The organism is Burkholderia theae, assembly GCF_048565265.1.
Taxonomy (GTDB): domain Bacteria; phylum Pseudomonadota; class Gammaproteobacteria; order Burkholderiales; family Burkholderiaceae; genus Burkholderia; species Burkholderia theae.
Window position 1 is genome coordinate 1,412,793 of the sequence record NZ_CP183461.1, and the last position, 19,159, is coordinate 1,431,951.

A 19,159-nucleotide genomic window follows, 5' to 3' on the forward strand; every position below is an offset into this window, starting at 1 on the left:
GAGGGCATGGAACAGTTGAACTATCGCTTCACCGCGCGTGAGCGCGCGAAGGGCGAACTTGCCGCGGCGCTCGTCGGCGTGGTCGCGTCCGGCAATCTCGAAGTGCTCGTCGAGCGCGTGCTGCCGGGCAACGAATGCGAGATCGATATCCGCACCGCGGCCGTCGGCTTCGGCGCGGTGTGGCAGGCCGTGGTGTCGGATTTCGTCGAGCGGCGCACGCCGGGCGGCCTGAAGCTGTCGATCAACGACGGCGGCGCGCGGCCCGACATGGTGTCGCTGCGGCTCGCGCAAGCCGTGCGCGCGATCGAGGGGGACGCATGACGACCGAAGTGATCCACGACGCGCCCGCGTTCGTCGCGAACGGCGCGAGCTGGTACGAAGCGTCGGCGCGGCAGCGCATCGACGGGCTGCTCGATGCGGGCAGCTTCAGCGAATTCCTCGGGCCGGCCGAACGCGTGACGAGCCCGCACTTGCCGCTGTTCGACCTGCCGCAGCAGTTCGACGACGGGATGGTGGTCGGCCACGGCCGGCTCGACGGCAAGCCGGTGTTCGTCGCCGCGCAGGAAGGCCGCTTCATGGGCGGCGCGTTCGGCGAAGTGCACGGCGCGAAGCTCACCGGGCTGCTGCGCGCCGCGCGCGAGCTCGGCAAGCCGGTGCTGATCCTGTTCGATACGGGTGGCGTGCGGTTGCAGGAAGCGAACGCGGGCGAACTCGCGATCGCCGAGATCATGCGCGCGCTCGTCGACGCGCGTGCGGCCGGCGTGCCGGTGATCGGGCTGATCGGCGGGCGCGCGGGGTGTTATGGCGGCGGCGGGTTGCTCGCCGCGTGCTGTTCGGCGCTCGCGGTGTCGGAGCAGGGGCGCATCAGCGTGTCGGGCCCCGAGGTGATCGAGACCAATCGCGGTGTCGAGGAATTCGACGCGAAGGACCGTGCGCTGATCTGGCGCACGATGGGCGGCAAGCACCGCCGGCTGATCGGCGGCGCGGATCGTTACGTGGCCGATACGCCGGACGCATTCCGCGCGGAGGCGCTCGATTTGATCGGCTGCGCGCCGACCTTCGATGCGGCGATGCTGCGTGCGGAACAGGCACGCCTCGAAGCGCGCGTCGAACGGTTCGGCGCGTGCAAGGACGCGCTCGACGTGTGGCGCAAGCTCGGTGCGAGCACGCCGGAAGCGATTCCGGGCATGCAGGACGACACGTTCGCGACGCTCGCGGATCAATTGCAGGAGAGCCCGCATGACGCTCGATGAAGTACTGAACTCGCTGTTCCCCAACGGCCATTCGATCGCGCGCACCGGCGGCCTGCTGACCGGCCACGCGGAACTGGCCGGCACGCGCGTGGACGTGATCGGCGTCGCCGACCGGTTGCCGTTCGGCATCGACGAGGCGCTGGTGTTGGCGTCGCGCGTGCTCGACACGATCGCGCGCGGCGGCGATACGCCGATCGTCGTGCTCGTCGACAGCGACAGCCAGCGGATGAGCAAGCGCGACGAACTGCTCGGCCTGAACGAAGGGCTGTCGCATCTCGCGAAATGCCTGATGCACGCGGATCTCACGGGGCACCGGACGATCGGCGTGCTGTACGGCCACACGGCCGCCGGCGCGTTCATCGCGACCGCGCTCGCGACACGCACGCTGCTCGCGCTGCCGGGCGCCGAGCCGGAGGTGATGGACCTGCCGTCGATGTCGCGCGTGACCAAGCTGTCGATCGACGTGCTGAAGGAGATGTCGCAGTCGACGCCGGTGTTCGCGCCGGGGCTCGACAACCTCGTGAAGATGGGCGCCGTCGATGCCGTACTCGACCCGGCCCGCGCGCTCGACACGCAGGTCGGCGAATGGCTCGTCAAGCCGCTCGATCGCATCGACCGGCGCGCGGCGCGCGGCCGGCCGGTCGCAGCCGACGTTGCGGGCCGCGTCGAGGCACTCGCGCGTGATGCACGCTGAGCTGCCGCTGCGCCGCCACACGCTCGTCACGCTGACGGCGGCGGGGTGGGGCGCGGCATGCGCGCGGGACCCCGCGCTCGCGGCCGATCCGCTCGTGCGCGCGTGGGCCGCGCACGGTTGGCCGCTCATCGTGCGCCGCGCGTCGCCCGACGAGGCCGATGCCGGCCGCGTGCCGCTCGGCCTGCCGCTGCCGCCTTCAGCGGGCAAACGGCGCATTGCGCTGAACGTCGCTGCCGACGCGCTCGCGACGGTCGGCCCGTTGCCGGCGTTGGGCGACGTGCTTGCGGCCGCACCCGACGCATGGCGCGCACCGTTGCGCGAACTCGATGCGCTCGGCGCGCGCTGCGGCGTCCAGGGCCGCGTGTTCGGCAGCCTCGCGTGGCAAGTGCTGACGGGCGAGCCTTACCTCGGCCCGTCGTCCGATCTCGACATCGTGTTTCCGCTGCCGGATGCCGCGTCGCTTGCGCCGCTGCTCGACGGCCTCGCGGAGATCGACGCGCGCGCGCCGATGCGCATCGACGGCGAATTGCTGCGCGCCGACGGCGCGGGCGTCAACTGGCGCGAACTGCATGCGCGGTTGCCTGAGGTCGCGGCCAAGACCGCGATCGCTGTCGAGCTGATGCCGGCCGACGCCTTCACCGGAGGCGCGCGATGAGCGCATGGGCTGCCTGCCGCGTGCCGGCGCCGTCCGACGCCGAGCGCATCGCCGGGCTGGCCGAGCGCAGCCTCGTGCTCGAGATCGAGACCTATCCGAAGCCGGGGCTCGTCAGTCACGTCGACACCGGCAGTCATGCGGACATGGATGCCGTGACGTTCGCGCGCAGCGCCGCCGTGCTGCGGCCGTACTTCGCGGAGTTGGCCGACGCGGGCGCCCGCGACGCGGACATGGCCGTGCTGCGCAAGATCGGCCTGCGTGCCGAGCACGCGATGCTCGCCGCGACCGGCGGCGTCAATACGCACCGCGGCGCGATCTTCGGGCTCGGGCTGCTGTGCGCGGCCGCGGGCCGGCGCGCGACGCTCGATGCCACGGCAAGCGGGGTGACGCTGGGCACGTTGGTTTCCCGCCGCTGGGGCACCGATATCCTCGGCGGCCCGCGTTTGCCGGACAGTCACGGCGAGCGCGCGAGCCGCCGCTACGGTGTCGGCGGTGCACGCCGCGAGGCGGCCGACGGCTTCACGACCGTGTATGCGGTCGGGTTGCCCGCGTTGCGCCGCGCACAGCGCGACTTGCCGGGCGATGCGGAAGCCGCGCGCGTCGATGCGTGTTTCGCGCTGATCGCCGCGCTCGACGACACGAACCTGCTGCACCGGGGCGGGCAGGCCGGCCTCGATTTCGCGCGGGCGACCGCACGCGCGTTCATCGCGCGCGGCGGCGTGCGTGCGCGCGACTGGCGGCTGCGTGCGGCCGCCGCGCATCGTGCGTTCGTTGCACGCAGGCTGAGCCCGGGCGGCGCGGCCGACCTGCTCGCGATGAGCGTATTCGTCGATGCGCTCGAAGCCGACGGGGAGGCGCGATGACGCTGGCCATCCTCTGTTCGGGACAAGGCGCGCAGCGCGCCGACATGTTCGACCTGACCGCTACGGCGCCGCAGGCCGACGCGCTGTTCGCGCATGCGGGCCGCCTCCTCGGCGACGATCCGCGCGTATGGGTCCGGCAGGCCGGACCGGACGCGTTGCACGAAAACCGCGCCGCACAGATCCTCTGCACGCTCCAGGCGCTCGCGGCCGCCGTGCTGCTCGACGCGGTGTTACCGCGTCGTCGCTGCGTCGCGGGCTACAGCGTCGGCGAGGTCGCATCGTGGAGCGTCGCGGGGATGATCGATCCGCTCGACGCGCTCGACCTGGCCGATGCACGCGCGCGCGCGATGGATGCCGCGAGCGGCGGCGACGAGCGGATGGCGTTCGTGCGCGGCCTGACGCGCGCGCAGCTTGCGCGGTTGTGCGACGGCCGCGACGCGGCGATCGCGATCGCAAACCCCGGCGACGCGTTTGTGGTCGCGGGGCGGCAGGCCGACGTCGATGCGGTGGCCGACGACGCGGCGCGTGACGGCGCGTTGCGCGTCGCGCCCGTGTGCGTGCGGATCGCGTCGCACACGCGCTGGCTCGCAGCGGCGGTCCCGGTGTTTCGTGCGTCGCTCGCTGCGACGGGCGTGCGCCGGCCGCTGTCGGGCACGCGGCTGTTTTCGGGCATCGACGGCGCGTCGGTGCTCGACGCTGACGCGGGCCTCGACAAGCTCGCGGGGCAGATCGCGGAGCCGGTCGAGTGGGCGACGTGCCTTGCCGCCTGCGTGGAGGCCGGGGCGACCGCGTTTCTCGAACTCGGCCCCGGGCGCGCGCTGGCCGAGATGGCAGGTGGCGCGTATCCGGCGCTGCCGGCGCGCAGCCTCGCGGATTTTCGTTCCGTCGACGGTGTGACGAGCTGGCTTTCGCGCGTCGCGGCAGGCTGATCGACGGCCGGAACGACCGTCGCCGGACGCGCATTTCCCGCCGTGTGTTGCGCCGGCGCAGCAGCGCCGCAGCCGGCGCTTGCCACGCCGATTGGCGTCGCTACAATGGCGCCCGCCATGAGACCAGCCGCCTTCCTTCTCGCCGCGCTCTGCTGCGCGGCGAGCGCCCACGCCAGCCAGATTCCGTCCGATGCCGCATCGGTCGGCACGTACTTTTCGTATGACAACGCGGCGGCCGACGCGACCGTCGACCTGATCGAACAGGCGCAGCGCCGCGTGCTGCTGGCCGGCTATACGCACGTGCCGCCCGCGGTCGCGAGCGCACTGCGGGCGGCACGCTCGCGCGGGATCGAGGTACGGGTCGTGCTGGTGCGCTCGGCGAGCGCGGGCAAGTACAGCGGCGCCGGTTATCTGAAATCCGCCGGTGTCGACGTGGCGATCGATTCCCGGCACGGCGATCCCGCGCCACGCTTCGTGATCGTCGACGACAGCGTCGCGCTGACGACGCTGTCCGACGGCGCGGCCGCGCATGCGGAGACAGTGAACGTGTTCCAGCGCGCGCCCGAGCTTGCGCAATCCTATGCGCAGTCGTTCTGGCGGCTGTACCGGCAGGCCAGCGGCCTCTGATCCATTCGTTCGGCGTTGCTCACGCCGGTGTGACCCCGCTTGCATCGGCGCCGCCGATGAACCATGCTCGTTGGCAGGCGCCGGCGCGGGTTGCGCGCATCCGGCGCAACGGCAGGGAGCCGATCGTGACCGAGTGTTTTGCCGATCGCGCCGATGCCGGCCGCCAGCTGGCCGGTGCGTTGCGCGACTACGCCGGGCGTGGCAATGTCGTCGTGCTCGCGCTGCCGCGCGGCGGCGTGCCCGTCGCGTATCCGGTCGCCTGCGCGCTGGGCGCGCCGCTTGACGTGCTGGTCGTGCGCAAGCTCGGCGTGCCGTACGATCCCGAGCTGGCGATGGGCGCGATCGCAACCGGCGGCGCGATTCATCTGCAGCGTTCGGTGATCCGTTCGATGGGCGTGACCGACGCGCAGCTCGCCGACGTGATCGCGCGCGAGACGGTCGAGCTGCATCGCCGCGAAGCGCTGTATCGCGGCGATGCGCCGCCGCTACCGGTCGACGGGCGCATCGCGATCGTCGTCGACGACGGCATCGCGACCGGCGCGTCGATGCGCGTCGCGCTGCAGGCGCTGCGCGAGCGTCACCCCGCGCGCATCGTGGCGGCGGCGCCGGTCGCGCCGGCGGGCGCGCGGCATGCGTTCGACGACCTGGCCGACGCATTCGTCACCGTGTTGCAGCCGGTGCCGTTCTTCGGGATCAGCCAGTTCTATGGGCGCTTCGAGCAGACGAGCGACGACGAAGTGCGCACGTTGCTCGACGCGGCCCGTCCGTGACGGGGCGTCACGTCTGCGGGAACAGACCCTGGTCCAGCGCGAACACGCGCTGCAGCGCCGGATGAACCTTGCCGCGCCAGAGTGGCCCCGTAAACAGCCCGTAGTGATCGCAATCGTCGATGTCGACGCGGTAGCGCTCGTCGGCCGCGAGGCCGCTGCACATGTCGAGCGCCGCATGCGTCTGGCCGGCGCCCGTGACCCCGTCGCATGCGCCTTCGACGGTCAGCAGCGCGATGCCGCGCAGCGCGGCCGGCTCGACGCGCCGGCCGCCCACGTCCCAGGTGCCGTTCGCGAGGCTCATGCGCTGGAACACGATGTCGACCGTGTCGAGGAAGTATTCGGCCGGCATGTCCAGCAGCGCCGTGTATTCGCGCAGCGCGCGCCGCGCACCGGCGAGACCGGCCATGTCGAAGCGCGACGCGGCCAGCGCGTAGGCCTCGATCAGCGACAGGAAGTGCTGCGGGTACATGAGCGCGATCTCGCCCTGCTGGAGATAGGTCGGGAACACGTGGCGGCCATGCCCCGCGAAGCCGGGCGGCACGATGTCGATCAGGTGGCGGCGGCACCAGTCGAGCGAATGGTCGGCCGCGGCGGTGCCGAGCGCGCTCGGATTCAGGCGCGCGTCCAGCGGACCGCCGATCAGCGTGACGCTCGCGGGCGGCGCGAGGCCGCGCGCGGCGCGCAGCGCGAGTGCGCCGAGCGCGGGCACGGTCGCCTGGCACACGGCGACGACGTGCAGCGGCCGATCGTCGAGCGCGAGCCCGTCGACGAAGCCGTCGAGCGTCGCGACATAGTCGTCGAGCCCGAAACGGCCCGACGAGAGCGGCACGTCGCGCGCATTGCGCCAGTCGGTCACGCAGACGTCGCCGTCGGCGAGCAGCGTCTCGACGGTTTCCCGCATCATCACGGCCGCGTGCCCGGCGAGCGGCGCGCACAGCAGCACCGTGCGCCGCGCGTCGGTGCGCGTGAAGCGCCGCAGGTCGCAGAACGGCGTGTGCGCGACGACCCGCTCGTCGGCGGCGGCTCGCCCGATGTCGAAGCGCGCCGGCTCGCCCGGCGGCCCGAGCAGCGGCTCGAACAGGTCGTCGTAGCACGACGACGCGGCGTGCGGCAGCGTTGCCGACGGCCACGCGTCGAACGCGTGCCGTGTCGCCGCGCGCCAGGCACGCATCCATTCCCGTTGCTGCTCGACGAGGGCATACCACATGGCGAACCTTGGGGCGAAAGGGGCGTGAATCTGCATTATGGTCACTGTGGCCGCGCAGCGTGAGCCCCGTGTGCGGCCGGCCGACGCGCATCAAGCGCGCGAGCGCACGAGCGCGCTAGGCGATGCCGCGCGACGCTGCTACAGTCGTCGGTCCCATTCCCCTGAAGCGGAGCGTTTGCGATGAAGCTGATCGGCATGCTGGATTCCCCGTTCGTGCGCCGTGTCGCCATTTCGGCGAAGCTGCTCGACCTGCCGTTCGAACACGAGTCGATCTCGGTGTTCCGTCATTTCGAGCAGTTCAGGACGGTCACCCCGGTCGTCAAGGCACCGACGCTCGTGACCGGGGACGGCGCGACGCTGATCGATTCGTCGCTGATCGTCGACTATCTCGATCACTTGGTGGCGCCCGAGCGGCGCCTGCTGCCCGCCGCCGCCGATGCGCGGCTGCATGCGCTCGTACCGATCGGATTCGCGCTGGCGGCGGCCGAGAAGACCGTGCAGGTCGTCTACGAGCAGGCGCTGCGCCCGGCCGACAAGCAGTACGCACCGTGGCTCGAGCGCGTACTGAGCCAGCTCGAGGGCGCGTATGGCGAGCTGGAGCCGCTCGTCGCGGCCGCGAACGGCTGGCTCGGCGGCGCGCGCCTGCTGCAGTCCGACGTGACGGTCGCGGTGGCCTGGCGCTTCACGCAGTTCATGGCGGCCGATTACCCGGCGCTCGCGCGGATCGATCCGGCCCGCTATCCGGCGCTCGCCGCGCACTCGGCACGTGCGGAAGCGCTGCCGGCTTTCGTCGAAACGCCGCTCGTCTAGGGCCTGTTCACGCTAATAACGGGCTTGCGCTGGCCCCGAGAAGGGCCGAGCGCAAGGATTGCGACGAAGCGAATACTCGACGTATTCGCGAGGAGCATGACGCGGCGATCGGCCCTTCTGGGGGCCAGCCCCACGAATGATTTTTTCCAAACAGGGGAACGTGCCTTGCCGGCCGTATTGCGGCGTCGATCGTCACTTGTTTGGCTCGGCCAAACGGCGCTCCTCACTCCTTGCACTACGGCCGGCAAGGCACGTTCGCAAGCCCGTCATTAGCGTGAACAGGCCCTAGGCCCGCCGGCGGGGCGGAACGCCGCCCCGCGCCGTTGCCTGCCGCCCGCTCGGCCCCGTCCGGCAAGCCGCTGCCGATTGTTCTCGGTGGCTGACAAGTGACTTCGCATTCGTGCGGTTTATCCGGACGCGGCCGATCCCTAGAATCCACTCCATCGAATCACGCATTGCCTGATGGAGCCGATGATGAAAGCCTTGATCGAATCGAGCCTGTACCACCCGTCCGTCCTGTTGCCGCTTGCCGCGCTGACGCAGTTGATGGTCGAGCGCGATTTCAATCTCGGCCAGGTCGGGCTGATCGTCGCGGCACGCGGCGCCCAGGCGGCCGTGTCGCGTTCGCGCGCGTTGATCTTCTGCCGCCACTGCGAAGCGCAAGCGTGAAGTCGTTCGTGCTGAATGGATGAAAAAAAGCCCGGCCGGCGCAAGCCGGTCGGGCGGATCGGGTTCGATCGGGCCCCGGCTTCGGCCGGGGCTTTTTCATGGGCGACGCTCAGGCGCGTGCGGTCGACACCGCGCCATAGATCTGCGCGTCGTCGTCCTCGCGCAGCTGGCGCACGAGCTGGTGCGCTTCGCGGCGCGATGCGACGGCCGGCGGCGAGCCCTTGAGCGGCTGGCGCGCGGTTTCGGCGAGCGCGACGACCGACACGATGCCGATCACGGCGGCGCCCATCATGTAGTACGCGGGCATCATCAGGTTGTGCGTCACGTCGACCAGCCACGCGGTCATCAGTGGCGTCGTGCCGCCGAACAGCGACACCGACACGTTGAAGCCGATCGCGAGCGCGCCGTAGCGGATCTCGGTCGGGAACAGCGCCGGCAGCGCCGACGGCATCACGCCGGTGAAGCACGACAGCAGCACGCCGAGGATCAGCAGGCCGCCGAACACCGACGCCGTGGTGCCCGCATGGATCAGCATCATCGACGGGATCGACAGCGCGAGCAGCCCGACGCAGCCGGCCAGCATCACGGGCTTGCGGCCGACCTTGTCGGACAGGCGCCCGGCGTAGAGCGTCATCGGCATCATCAGCACCATCACGATCAGCACGAGCACGAGGCTGTGCGATTCGTCGAAGTGCAGCGTCGACGACATGAAGCTCGGCAGGTACGACAGCACCATGTAGTCGGTCACGTTGAAGATCAGCACGAGGCCGACGCACAGCAGCAGCGCACGCCAGTTGCGCATCAGCGTTTCGCGGAAGCGCGCCTTCGGCACGGCCTTGTCCTGCGCTTCGCGCTCTTCGGCCTGGCGCTTGAACGCGGGCGTTTCCTCGAGCTTCATCCGGATGTAGAGACCGATCAGGCCGAGCGGGCCGGCGATCAGGAACGGCACGCGCCAGCCCCACGACAGCAGCGCTTCCTGCGACAGCGACGCGGTGAGCAGCGCGACGACGCCCGCACCCATCACATAACCGATCAGCGTGCCGAACTCGAGGAAGCTGCCCATGAAGCCGCGGCGCTTGTCGGTCGAGAATTCGGCGATGAAGGTGGCCGCGCCGCCGTATTCGCCGCCGGTCGAGAAGCCCTGCACGAGGCGGGCGACGAGCAGCAGCACGGGCGCCATGATGCCGATCGATGTGTAGCTGGGAATCAGGCCGATCGCGAAGGTGCCGACGGCCATCATGATCATCGTCGCGGCGAGCACGCGCTGGCGGCCGATGCGGTCGCCGAGCGGGCCGAACACCATGCCGCCGAGCGGGCGCACGAGGAACGCGGCCGCGAACGTGCCGAAGGTCGCGAGCAACTGCGCGGACGGGCTGCTGGACGGGAAGAACACCTTGCCGAGCGTGACGGCGATGTAGCTGTAGACGCCGAAGTCGAACCATTCCATCGCATTGCCGATGGCCATCGCGCTGACGGCGCGCTTGAGCAGGCTCTGGTCGACGACGGTAATGTCGTCCGCGGCGAGCGGGGCCTCGCCGGACGACGAAGCGGAGGAAGAAGCAGCGGTCGGGCTGACGTGTGTTGCGGTCAAGGTCATGCACTCCTTTGACTGCGCCGGAACGGGCTGGCCGTCCGACACGGTTTGCCGGCGAGCGCGGTGTCGCATGCGGCGCGTCGGGGCAGACCATTAAGCACTTACTGCGTAAAAGGCGGTAAAGGGCCGAAAGGGGCTGCTTCGACGCGGGCCCGACGGGCCGACGCGACAGTGCGCTCATGAAGAATGGGCCGCGTGATGCAGGCGGCAGATGCCGGTGCGGACCGAGGGTCCGGCGTTCCGGCAAGCGCCCCGAAAGGGGCCATGAAACGAGAAAAGCGGGCCTGTCGGGCGGGCTTTCCTGTGGGTGCAATTCCGCTCGAAGGGCCGGCCCGCAACGCGCGGACGGACTTCTTGCGAAATCGAATAGACAGAGATTGAATGTTGAAACAGGCGACATGATAGCACGATGACGGATGATCGCGCAAATTGCCGGGAGACGCCCGTCTGGCGGGGGATCCGGCGGAGCCTGCTCGGGTATGATCGGCGGCGCGCGGCGGGGCCGTGCAGCCCCCGGTGACGGGGCCGAATTCACGAGGAACCGGATGACCGAACTGATGAGGATCGCGGCGCTGTTCGCCGCTACCGCGCTGGCCGAAATCGTCGGCTGTTACCTGCCTTGGCTCGTGCTGAAGGACGGCCGGCCGGTCTGGCTGCTGGTGCCGGCCGCGCTGTCGCTCGCGCTGTTTGCCTGGCTGCTGACGCTGCACCCGAGCGCGGCGGGGCGCACCTATGCCGCGTACGGTGGTGTCTATATCGCGGTTGCGCTGCTCTGGCTGCGGGTGGTCGACGGCGTGGCGCTGACCCGCTGGGATGTGGCCGGCGCGGTGCTCGCGCTGGGCGGGATGGCGGTCATCGCGCTGCAGCCGCGCGCGTGAGCGCGGCTGCAGCGCAAGCTGAGTGCGTCAGGCCGTCTGCGCGGCGTCCGCGTCGGCGGACTGGCGCCACACGCACGCGCCCTTGACCGACTTGTCGAGCTCGTCGAGCTGCGCCTGGTGCGCGGTGAGTTCGTCGTCGCTCGCGGCGACCACGGGCAGGTCGAGCGCGGCGAGCGACACGCGCTGACCGTTCGCCGTGCCGCCGTCGGCGCCTGCGTCGTCGAGCATGTCGATCACGAGGCTGTCCTGGCCGCGCGTCATCGCGAGATACACCTCCGCGAGCAGCTCCGAGTCGAGCAGTGCGCCGTGCAGCGTACGGTGCGCGTTGCTGATGCCGAAGCGGTCGCACAGCGCGTCGAGCGAGTTGCGCTTGCCCGGGAACATCTGCTTGGCCTGCACGAGCGTGTCGATCACGCCGCCGCAATGTTCGGTGAACGGCGGCAGGTCGAGCCGCGCGAATTCGGCGTCGAGGAAGCCCAGGTCGAACGGTGCGTTGTGGATGATCAGCTCCGCGTCCTTCACGAAGTCGCGGATCTGGTTGGCGACTTCCGCGAATTTCGGCTTGTCGCTGAGGAATTCGGTCGTGAGGCCGTGCACCGCCAGTGCGCCCGGATCGCTGTCGCGCTCGGGGTTCACGTAGAAGTGCAGGTTGTTGCCGGTGAGCCGCCGGTTCAGCAGCTCGACGCAGCCGATTTCGATGAGGCGGTCGCCCGTGCGGGCGTTCAGGCCGGTGGTTTCGGTATCGAGAATGATCTGGCGCATGTCGGGAAAAACGAAGGAAACAGGGAAACGGCCGGTGTTCAGGCCGTCAACGATTCGACGCCGCGATTCGCGAGCGCGTCCGCGCGCTCGTTTTCGGGATGGCCCGCGTGGCCCTTGACCCAGCGCCACTCGACCTCGTGCTGCGCGACCAGCGCGTCGAGCCGCTTCCACAGGTCGGCGTTCTTCACGGGCGTCTTCGCCGCGGTGACCCAGCCTTTTTTCTTCCAGCCGTGGATCCACTCGCTGATGCCTTTCTGCACGTATTGCGAGTCGGTATGCACGATCACCTGGCACGGCCGCTTCAGCGCCTCGAGCGCCGAGATCACGCCCATCAGCTCCATGCGGTTGTTGGTCGTGTTGGGCTCGCCGCCGAACAGCTCCTTCTCGCGGTCGCCGTAGCGCATCAGCGCGCCCCAGCCGCCCGGGCCGGGATTGCCCTTGCAGGCGCCGTCGGTATAGATGTCGATGGTATCGGTTGTCATGAATGTTCTTGATGGGTAGTCGGGGAGGCCGCCGGCGTCAGGCCCGGCGCAAGCACGGGCTTCTTCATCTTGATCTGGCCGACGAGGCGCATGCCGCGCACGCGCTTGACGGCCGTCACCATGTAGACGGCGCCGAAGATCGGCCACCAGCGGTCGCCCGCGGCTTCCATGAAGCCGTAGCGGGCGAGCCACTTGTCGGTGACGAGCGGCGGACGGTAGCAGCCGAAGCGGCCGCGTTCGAGGTCGAAGCCGAGCAGCTTGATCCAGTCCTTGAGCCGGATGAACGCGATCTGGTCGCGCGTGGCCGGCACGAACGGGCGGTTCGCCATGCGCCCGAACGATTGCCGCATGCCCCACAGGCTGAGCGAATTGAAGCCGGTGATCACGAGCTGGCCTTCCGGCATCAGCACGCGTTCGGCCTCGCGCAGCAGGCGGTGCGGGTCGGACGTGAATTCGAGCGTGTGCGGCATCACGATCAGGTCGACGCTCTGCGATTCGAACGGCAGGTCGAGCAGGTCGCACCAGGTCGTGCTGCGATCGGCGGGCGCGTGCTCCGGCGAGTGCGCTTCGCGCGCCCACGGGTACTGGTACGGCGCGCTCGCGCCGCTGGCCGGATCGAGCACGAGGCCGCGATACGGCATGCGGTTCTCGCGCAGTGCGTCGAGCTGCGGCAGGCCGAGCTGCAGCGCGTGGAACCCGAAGACGTCGGACACGATCCGGTCGAGCTGCGCCTGCTCCCAGCCCAGCACGTAGCGGCCGGGAGGCGAGTCGGTCCAGGCGGGCCAGTCTATAATTTGTCGGTCAGACATAACGATGATTGCGCGCCCATGAACGAGCTGGAATACGTGCCGGTGCCGGCATTCGAAGACAACTATATCTGGCTCGTCTCGGACGGCCGCGATGCGATCGCCGTCGATCCGGGTGAAGCCGCGCCCGTACGCCGGGTTCTTGCCGAACGAGGCTGGCGGTTGACCGCTATTTTACTCACGCACCATCACGCCGACCACGTCGGCGGTGTCGAGGCGCTGCGCAATAGCCAACCGGACGATGTTCCGCTGGCCGTTTACGGCCCCGCGGCCGAGTCGATCGGCGTGGTCACGCGGCCGCTCGCGGGCGGCGATCGGGTGACGCTCGACGCGCCGGCCGTCGCGTTCGACGTGCTCGACGTGCCGGGTCATACGCGCGGCCACATCGCCTATTTCCAGGCGGCCGGGCAGGGCGCCGCCGCGCCGCACGTGTTCTGTGGCGACACGCTGTTCTCGTGCGGCTGCGGCCGCCTGTTCGAAGGCACGCCCGCGCAGATGCTTGCATCGCTCGACGCGCTCGCGGCGCTGCCGGGCGACACGCGCGTGCATTGCGCACACGAATACACGCTGTCGAACATCCGCTTCGCGCTCGCGTGCGAGCCCGGCAATGCGGCGCTCGCCGCGTGGCGCGACGACGCGCAGGCGCTGCGCGCGCGCGGCGTGCCGACGCTGCCCACTACGATCGCGCACGAGCGTGCCGTTAACCCGTTCATGCGGGCCGACAGCGACGCGATTCGCGCGACGCTCGAGGCCGAGCTTCACGAAACGGTTCCGGATCGACTGGCGGCGTTCACGCTGATGCGAGAGTGGAAAAATCGGTTCCGATGATCAATTCCGGAGGACTCCAAAGCTCAAGCGTTGTCTGTAAAAATTGCTCCAAATGTAGGATTTCGCTGAGTTTTCGGTGTTTTTATTGACGTGAAGCACGCACTTCCGTAGTATCGCCTGCAATTTCCAGCCGTCGGAAGCCGAGATTTTCATGCGACTTATATTGAGTGCGATGGTGGTCCTGCTACTCGCCGCTTGTGCGAGCCAGGCCCCTGTCGCCAACAACGCCGCCGATTCGCAGGCGACGTCCACCTACCTCCGTAAATCAGCCACCGCCAAAGAGACTGTCGACGTCGACAAGCAATCCGTCGGCGACCTGACCAGTGCAGACCCCGATCTCTGGGGGCGCATCCGCCGCGGTTTCCAGATGCCCGACCTGCAGAGCGACCTCGTCGACATGCAGACGACCTGGTACACGCAGCGGCCCGATTACGTGCAGCGCATGACCGAGCGCTCGCAGAAGTACCTGTATCACATCGTCGAGGAGCTCGAGGCGCGTCACATGCCGACCGAGCTCGCGCTGCTGCCGTTCATCGAGTCCGCTTACAACCCGCAGGCGCTGTCGGTCGCGAAGGCGGCCGGCATGTGGCAGTTCATGCCCGGCACGGGCCGCACGTACAACCTGAAGCGCAACATGTGGCAGGACGAGCGCCGCGACGTGCTCGCGTCGACGAGCGCCGCACTCGACTACCTGTCGCGCCTGCATGACATGTTCGGCGACTGGTATCTGGCGCTTGCCGCGTACAACTGGGGCGAGGGCAACGTGCAGCGCGCGATCGCGCGCAACCAGGCGGCCGGCCTGCCGACCGACTACCAGAACCTGCGGATGCCGAACGAGACGCGCAACTACGTGCCGAAGCTGCAGGCGGTGAAGAACATCATCGCGAACCCGCAGCAGTACGGCCTCGCGCTGCCGGACATCCCGAACCACCCGTATTTCGTGACGGTCACGACGGCGCGCGACATCGACGTGGCGGTCGCCGCGAAGCTCGCGAACCTGTCGCTCGACGAATTCCGCTCGCTGAACCCGTCGTTCTCGAAGCCGGTGATCCTCGGTGCGACCGAGCCGCAGATCCTGCTGCCGTTCGACAACGCGGCGGCGTTCGAGAAGAACCTGAAGGCATACAACGGCCAGTTGTCGTCGTGGACCACCTATACGGTCAGCGAACGCGCGCGGCCGGCCGCGATCGCCGAGAAGATCGGCGTGGACGCCGATACGCTGATGTCGGTCAACAAGATTCCGGCCGGCATGCGCCTGAAGCCGGGTTCGACGATCGTCGTGCCGCGCGGTGACGACGACGACGAGGACATCAGCGCCGACGTCGCCGAGAACGGCGCGCTCGCGATGGAACCCGACGTGCCCGACACGCGCAAGATGCTGATCCGCGCGCGCCGCAAGCAGTCGATGGCGGCAATCGCCGGCCGCTACGGCGTGTCGGTCGGCCAGCTGAAGGCCTGGAACCGCACGCACCGCGATCTCGTGATGCCGGGCCAGGCGCTGGTGCTGCACGTGCCGGTCGGCCGTTCGGTGCCGGCAGAGCCGGGTCCGGAGCGGATCGCGACGTCGGTCGGCGGCGCCCACATCGAGCGCGCGAGCCTGGCGGTAGGCGGCAAGTCCCACGGCGCGAAGCGCGGCGCGGCCAAGTCGGCGGCCAAATCCGCCAAGGCGGCCCCCGCGAAAGCCGCGCCGGCCAAGGCCGCTGCGCACAAGGGCAAGAAGAAGTAACGCGGCTGCGCAGCGCATCGCGCGGCCGGCCCCGGTCGCCCGATTGCGCTATCATCCGACGAATGCGACGAAACGCCGTCACCGAGGTGACGGCGTTTTCGTTTGTGCGCGGCGCGGGGGCGCTGCGTCGAAGGTTTTCAATAACAAGGGGAAGCGATGTCGTCGGTGCAGGTGAGAGTGCTCGCGCTGTTTTCGATCGGGTATTTCGTGTCGTATGTGTTTCGCGGCGTCAATCTGGGCTTCGCGCCGTTCGTTGCGCATGAGCTCGGGTTGTCGGCCGCCGATCTCGGCCTGCTCACCAGTCTCTATTTCCTGGGCTTCGCGGGCGCGCAGATTCCGGCCGGCGTGATGCTCGACCATTTCGGCCCGCGCCGCGTGACGGCCGGCATGCTGCTGTTCGCGGCGGCCGGTGCGGCCGTGTTCGGCGCCGCGCACAGCATCGGCACGATGATGGCCGGCCGGCTGCTGATCGGCGTCGGCGTGTCGGTGTGTCTCGGCGCGGCGTTCAAGGCGCTTGCGCAGCATTTCCCGGTCGGCCGGCTGCCGCTCGTCAACGGGCTCGTGATGGCCGTTGGTGGCTTGGGCGGCGTCGTGGTCGGTTCGCCGCTGACCTGGCTGCTCGGCTGGACGAGCTGGCGTGAGATCTGTTTCGGCCTCGCGGTGCTGACGGTGCTCGTCGCGGCTTCGATCGGCTTCGGCGCACCCGAAGCGAAGCAGGTGCGCCACCAGGGCGGGCTCGTCAGTCAGTTCAAGGGCACCTGGTACATCCTGAGCAGCCGCGCGTTCTGGAAGATCTCGTCGTTCTCCGTCGTCACGCAGGGCGTGTTCTACGCGATGCAGTCGCTGTGGGTCGGGCCGTACCTGCGCGACGTCGCGGGGTTCGATGCGCAGCACGCCGCGCGCCTCGTGTCGGTGCTCGGCTTCGCGATGATGGCCGGTTGCGTCGGCTTCGGCGCTGCCGCGCGCGTGCTCGAGCGGCGCGGCGTGTCCGTCTACGCGTTCTGCGGCGTCGGCATGGCGCTGTTCGTCGCGACGCAGGCCGCGATCGTCGCGCGCGTGCCGCTGCCGCCGGCCGTGCTGTGGGCCGCATACGGGATGTTCGGCGGCGTCGGCATCCTGACCTACGCGGTGATGGCCGGGCACTTTCCCGCCCATCTGATCGGCCGCGCGAACACGACGCTCACGCTCGTGATCTTCCTGCTGATCTTTGCGTTCCAGATCGGCGTCGGCGCGGTGCTGTCGCACTGGCCCGCGGTCGACGGCCGTTATCCGGCCGCCGCGCACTTCACCGCATGGGGCGTGCTGCTCGCGCTGCAGCTCGCGAGTGCGGTCTGGTACGTGTGGCCCGCGCGCGGCACTGGCCAAGCGCACTGATCCGGCGGTACGCTGGGGGTAGGGCGGCCGCGGAAACGGGGCCGCAGCACATTGCGCGCGCACGCCGGCCATGCTGCCGGTGGTGGCGCACGCATGATCGGACGGCCATATCGATTGAAGATAGGGCCATTTTCAGGCTATAATTTGAAAGTTTGTGCTGATCAACCTCGCACCCTAGCGCCTACCTCATTCATCCCGTTCATCCGCCGCACGCCGCCTGCCGGGCGATGCCGCGAAGCCTCGTGCGCCACGCGCCGGGTTCGCGTCTCGACAACGCAGGCCGCGTCCAGCAAGCGACCACGCGCGCCCACGCAGCGCGGCGCTCGCGCGGCAGGGTAAACAGGTCGGCAGCAGGGTGTTCCCCAAGGAGCCTCCCGTGTTGCCGTCTTTTTCTCCCGCCTTGCTTGCACTCGCCGACGGCACGGTCTTTCGTGGTTATTCGATCGGGGCCGAAGGCCATACGATCGGCGAAGTCGTGTTCAATACCGCGATTACCGGCTATCAGGAAATCCTCACTGATCCGAGCTACGCGCGCCAGATCGTTACGCTCACCTACCCGCATATCGGCAACGTCGGCGTCAATGCCGAAGACGTCGAAGCCACGAAAGTCCATGCCGCCGGCCTGATCATCCGTGATCTGCCGACGCTCGCATCGAACTTCCGCATGGACCGCACCCTCGGCGATTACCTGCGCGACGAAGGCGTCGTCGCGATCGCCGGCATCGACACCCGCAAGCTGACCCGTATCCTGCGCGACAAGGGCGCGCAGGGCGGCTGCATCCTGGCGGGTTCGGACGACGAGGCCAAGGCGATCGAGCTCGCGCGCTCGTTCCCGGGCCTGTCCGGCATGGATCTCGCGAAGGTCGTGTCGACCACGAAGCCGTTCGAGTGGAAGCAGACCGAATGGCGCCTCGAAGGCGGCTACGGCATGCAGGAAGCGCCGAAGTACCGCGTCGTCGCGTACGATTTCGGCGTCAAGTACAACATCCTGCGCATGCTCGCGGAGCGTGGCTGCCACGTGACGGTGCTGCCGGCACAGGCGAGCGCGGCCGATGCGCTCGCGCTGAATCCGGACGGCATCTTCCTGTCGAACGGCCCCGGCGATCCGGAGCCGTGCGATTACGCGATCGCGGCCACGAAGGAATTCATCGAGCGCGGCGTGCCGACCTTCGGCATCTGCCTCGGCCACCAGATCATGGGCCTCGCGGTCGGCGCGAAGACGCTGAAGATGAAGACGGGCCACCACGGCGCGAACCACCCGGTGAAGGATCTCGGCGACGGCCGGGTCGTGATCACGTCGCAGAACCACGGCTTCGCGGTCGACGCGGATTCGCTGCCGGCCAACGCGCGCGTAACGCACGTATCGCTGTTCGACGGCACGCTGCAGGGCTTCGAGCTGACCGACAAGCCGGCATTCTGCTTCCAGGGCCACCCGGAAGCATCGCCGGGCCCGCACGACATCGGCTATCTGTTCGACCGTTTCACCGCGCTGATGGACGCGGCGAAGCAGCGCAACGCGTAACGCAACCGAAGAACGGGAGATTCGCATCATGTTCGGCCACGCACTCGGCATCACGGATATCTGGACCTACGTGTTCGGCGTGATCTTCATCATCCTGCTGCCGGGGCCGAACTCGATGTACGTGCTGTCGCTCGCGGCGCAGCGCGGCGTGAAGGCCGGCTATCGCGCGGCCTGCGGCGTGTTCGTCGGCGATACGGTGCTGATGGTGCTGTCCGCCGCGGGCGTCGCGTCGCTGCTGAAGGCGAATCCGCTGCTGTTCTCCGTCGTCAAGTACGGCGGCGCCGCATACCTGCTCTACATCGGCACCGGCATGCTGCGCGGCGCGTGGCAAAAACTGCGTGCGCCGGCCAATGCGCCGGCTGACGCGCCGCAGGCGGTCGACGGCGAGCGGCCGTTCCGCAAGGCGCTGATCGTGAGCCTGCTGAACCCGAAGGCGATCCTGTTCTTCATCTCGTTCTTCATCCAGTTCGTCGACCCGGCATTCCCGCATCCCGCGCTGTCGTTCGTCGTGCTCGGGGCGATCGCGCAATGCGCGAGCTTCCTGTACCTGAGCACGCTGATCTTCGCGGGTGCGCGGCTCGCCGAGCATTTCCGCCGCCGCCGCAAGCTTGCGGCCGGCGCGGCGAGCAGCGTGGGCGGCCTGTTCATCGGTTTCTCGGTGAAGCTCGCGCTCGCCACCATGAGTTGAGCGCCGCCGGCCGACCCACGAC

The 19,159-nt window shown here is 69.2% G+C and carries 21 protein-coding genes; 16 read left to right on the forward strand and 5 right to left on the reverse strand.

Annotated features, from left to right (window positions below):
- The first annotated feature begins 6 nt into the window (after nucleotides 1-6).
- From mdcC to ACN22W_RS06625, 8 genes are all read left to right on the forward strand, one after another.
- Complete coding sequence (mdcC, locus tag ACN22W_RS06590) at nucleotides 7-321, forward strand: malonate decarboxylase acyl carrier protein (protein ID WP_034183256.1); 315 nt, start codon at nucleotides 7-9, stop codon at nucleotides 319-321.
- Nucleotides 318-1,253, forward strand: coding sequence for a biotin-independent malonate decarboxylase subunit beta (locus ACN22W_RS06595; RefSeq protein ID WP_419686884.1), 936 nt, complete (start codon nucleotides 318-320; stop codon nucleotides 1,251-1,253). Before mdcC ends, ACN22W_RS06595 begins: the two co-directional genes overlap by 4 nt.
- Complete coding sequence (gene mdcE / locus ACN22W_RS06600; protein WP_419686886.1) at nucleotides 1,240-1,947, forward strand: biotin-independent malonate decarboxylase subunit gamma; 708 nt, start codon at nucleotides 1,240-1,242, stop codon at nucleotides 1,945-1,947. Before ACN22W_RS06595 ends, mdcE begins: the two co-directional genes overlap by 14 nt.
- Entirely contained in the window at nucleotides 1,934-2,602 is a 669-nt protein-coding gene (gene mdcG, locus ACN22W_RS06605; protein WP_419686888.1) for a malonate decarboxylase holo-[acyl-carrier-protein] synthase, read from the forward strand. Before mdcE ends, mdcG begins: the two co-directional genes overlap by 14 nt.
- Complete coding sequence (gene mdcB / locus ACN22W_RS06610) at nucleotides 2,599-3,465, forward strand: triphosphoribosyl-dephospho-CoA synthase MdcB (RefSeq protein ID WP_419686889.1); 867 nt, start codon at nucleotides 2,599-2,601, stop codon at nucleotides 3,463-3,465. The genes mdcG and mdcB overlap by 4 nt, the downstream gene beginning before the upstream one ends.
- The gene (locus ACN22W_RS06615; RefSeq protein ID WP_419686890.1) at nucleotides 3,462-4,394 is read left to right on the forward strand and encodes an acyltransferase domain-containing protein; all 933 of its coding nucleotides are present in this window, start codon (nucleotides 3,462-3,464) and stop codon (nucleotides 4,392-4,394) included. Before mdcB ends, ACN22W_RS06615 begins: the two co-directional genes overlap by 4 nt.
- A gap of 105 nt (nucleotides 4,395-4,499) precedes the next feature.
- Entirely contained in the window at nucleotides 4,500-5,021 is a 522-nt protein-coding gene (locus ACN22W_RS06620; protein ID WP_419686891.1) for a phospholipase D-like domain-containing protein, read from the forward strand.
- A 125-nt stretch (nucleotides 5,022-5,146) separates the two neighbouring features.
- A complete protein-coding gene (locus tag ACN22W_RS06625; protein WP_419687378.1) occupies nucleotides 5,147-5,791 on the forward strand; it encodes a phosphoribosyltransferase in 645 nt (214 codons plus the stop codon).
- Between the two features lie 7 nt (nucleotides 5,792-5,798).
- Here the strand turns inward: ACN22W_RS06625 and ACN22W_RS06630 are convergent, their stop codons facing one another.
- Nucleotides 5,799-6,998, reverse strand: coding sequence for a polyhydroxyalkanoate depolymerase (locus ACN22W_RS06630; protein ID WP_419686892.1), 1,200 nt, complete (start codon nucleotides 6,996-6,998; stop codon nucleotides 5,799-5,801).
- A 180-nt stretch (nucleotides 6,999-7,178) separates the two neighbouring features.
- On the opposite strand from ACN22W_RS06630, the gene ACN22W_RS06635 reads away from it, so the two are divergent.
- Complete coding sequence (locus tag ACN22W_RS06635; RefSeq protein WP_419686894.1) at nucleotides 7,179-7,808, forward strand: glutathione S-transferase; 630 nt, start codon at nucleotides 7,179-7,181, stop codon at nucleotides 7,806-7,808.
- Nucleotides 7,809-8,270: 462 nt separating this feature from the next.
- On the forward strand, nucleotides 8,271-8,477 hold the full coding sequence (locus tag ACN22W_RS06640; RefSeq protein WP_129514212.1) for a hypothetical protein: 207 nt from the start codon (nucleotides 8,271-8,273) through the stop codon (nucleotides 8,475-8,477).
- A gap of 109 nt (nucleotides 8,478-8,586) precedes the next feature.
- Here the strand turns inward: ACN22W_RS06640 and proP are convergent, their stop codons facing one another.
- Complete coding sequence (gene proP / locus ACN22W_RS06645) at nucleotides 8,587-10,074, reverse strand: glycine betaine/L-proline transporter ProP (protein ID WP_419686895.1); 1,488 nt, start codon at nucleotides 10,072-10,074, stop codon at nucleotides 8,587-8,589.
- Between the two features lie 542 nt (nucleotides 10,075-10,616).
- Between proP and ACN22W_RS06650 the strand changes: the two genes are divergently transcribed.
- Nucleotides 10,617-10,949 carry a YnfA family protein gene (locus ACN22W_RS06650; protein ID WP_419686897.1) on the forward strand — a complete coding sequence of 111 codons (333 nt, stop codon included), beginning with the start codon at nucleotides 10,617-10,619 and terminating at the stop codon, nucleotides 10,947-10,949.
- Between the two features lie 27 nt (nucleotides 10,950-10,976).
- On the opposite strand, the gene dnaQ is transcribed toward ACN22W_RS06650, so the two are convergent.
- Genes dnaQ through ACN22W_RS06665 form a run of 3 tightly spaced genes read right to left on the reverse strand, consistent with a single transcriptional unit; the run spans nucleotide 10,977 to nucleotide 13,002 of the window.
- Nucleotides 10,977-11,711, reverse strand: coding sequence for a DNA polymerase III subunit epsilon (gene dnaQ, locus ACN22W_RS06655; RefSeq protein WP_419686899.1), 735 nt, complete (start codon nucleotides 11,709-11,711; stop codon nucleotides 10,977-10,979).
- A gap of 38 nt (nucleotides 11,712-11,749) precedes the next feature.
- Nucleotides 11,750-12,193 (reverse strand): ribonuclease HI, encoded by a 444-nt coding sequence (rnhA, locus tag ACN22W_RS06660; protein ID WP_048242439.1) that lies wholly within the window; start codon nucleotides 12,191-12,193, stop codon nucleotides 11,750-11,752.
- Nucleotides 12,190-13,002, reverse strand: a complete 813-nt coding sequence (locus ACN22W_RS06665) for a class I SAM-dependent methyltransferase (protein ID WP_048242438.1) — start codon at nucleotides 13,000-13,002, stop codon at nucleotides 12,190-12,192. Before ACN22W_RS06665 ends, rnhA begins: the two co-directional genes overlap by 4 nt.
- A gap of 18 nt (nucleotides 13,003-13,020) precedes the next feature.
- Here ACN22W_RS06665 and gloB point away from each other — a divergent pair, with 18 nt between their 5' ends.
- The 5 genes from gloB (at nucleotide 13,021) to leuE (ending at nucleotide 19,137) form a co-directional block, all read left to right on the forward strand.
- Complete coding sequence (gene gloB, locus ACN22W_RS06670) at nucleotides 13,021-13,827, forward strand: hydroxyacylglutathione hydrolase (RefSeq protein WP_412022106.1); 807 nt, start codon at nucleotides 13,021-13,023, stop codon at nucleotides 13,825-13,827.
- 151 nt (nucleotides 13,828-13,978) lie between these two features.
- The gene (locus ACN22W_RS06675) at nucleotides 13,979-15,553 is read left to right on the forward strand and encodes a transglycosylase SLT domain-containing protein (RefSeq protein ID WP_419686901.1); all 1,575 of its coding nucleotides are present in this window, start codon (nucleotides 13,979-13,981) and stop codon (nucleotides 15,551-15,553) included.
- 156 nt (nucleotides 15,554-15,709) lie between these two features.
- Nucleotides 15,710-16,927, forward strand: a complete 1,218-nt coding sequence (locus tag ACN22W_RS06680) for an MFS transporter (RefSeq protein WP_419686903.1) — start codon at nucleotides 15,710-15,712, stop codon at nucleotides 16,925-16,927.
- A gap of 376 nt (nucleotides 16,928-17,303) precedes the next feature.
- Nucleotides 17,304-18,449 carry a glutamine-hydrolyzing carbamoyl-phosphate synthase small subunit gene (gene carA, locus ACN22W_RS06685; protein ID WP_048242434.1) on the forward strand — a complete coding sequence of 382 codons (1,146 nt, stop codon included), beginning with the start codon at nucleotides 17,304-17,306 and terminating at the stop codon, nucleotides 18,447-18,449.
- Between the two features lie 28 nt (nucleotides 18,450-18,477).
- Nucleotides 18,478-19,137, forward strand: a complete 660-nt coding sequence (leuE, locus tag ACN22W_RS06690) for a leucine efflux protein LeuE (protein ID WP_048242433.1) — start codon at nucleotides 18,478-18,480, stop codon at nucleotides 19,135-19,137.
- The last annotated feature ends 22 nt before the right edge of the window (nucleotides 19,138-19,159 follow it).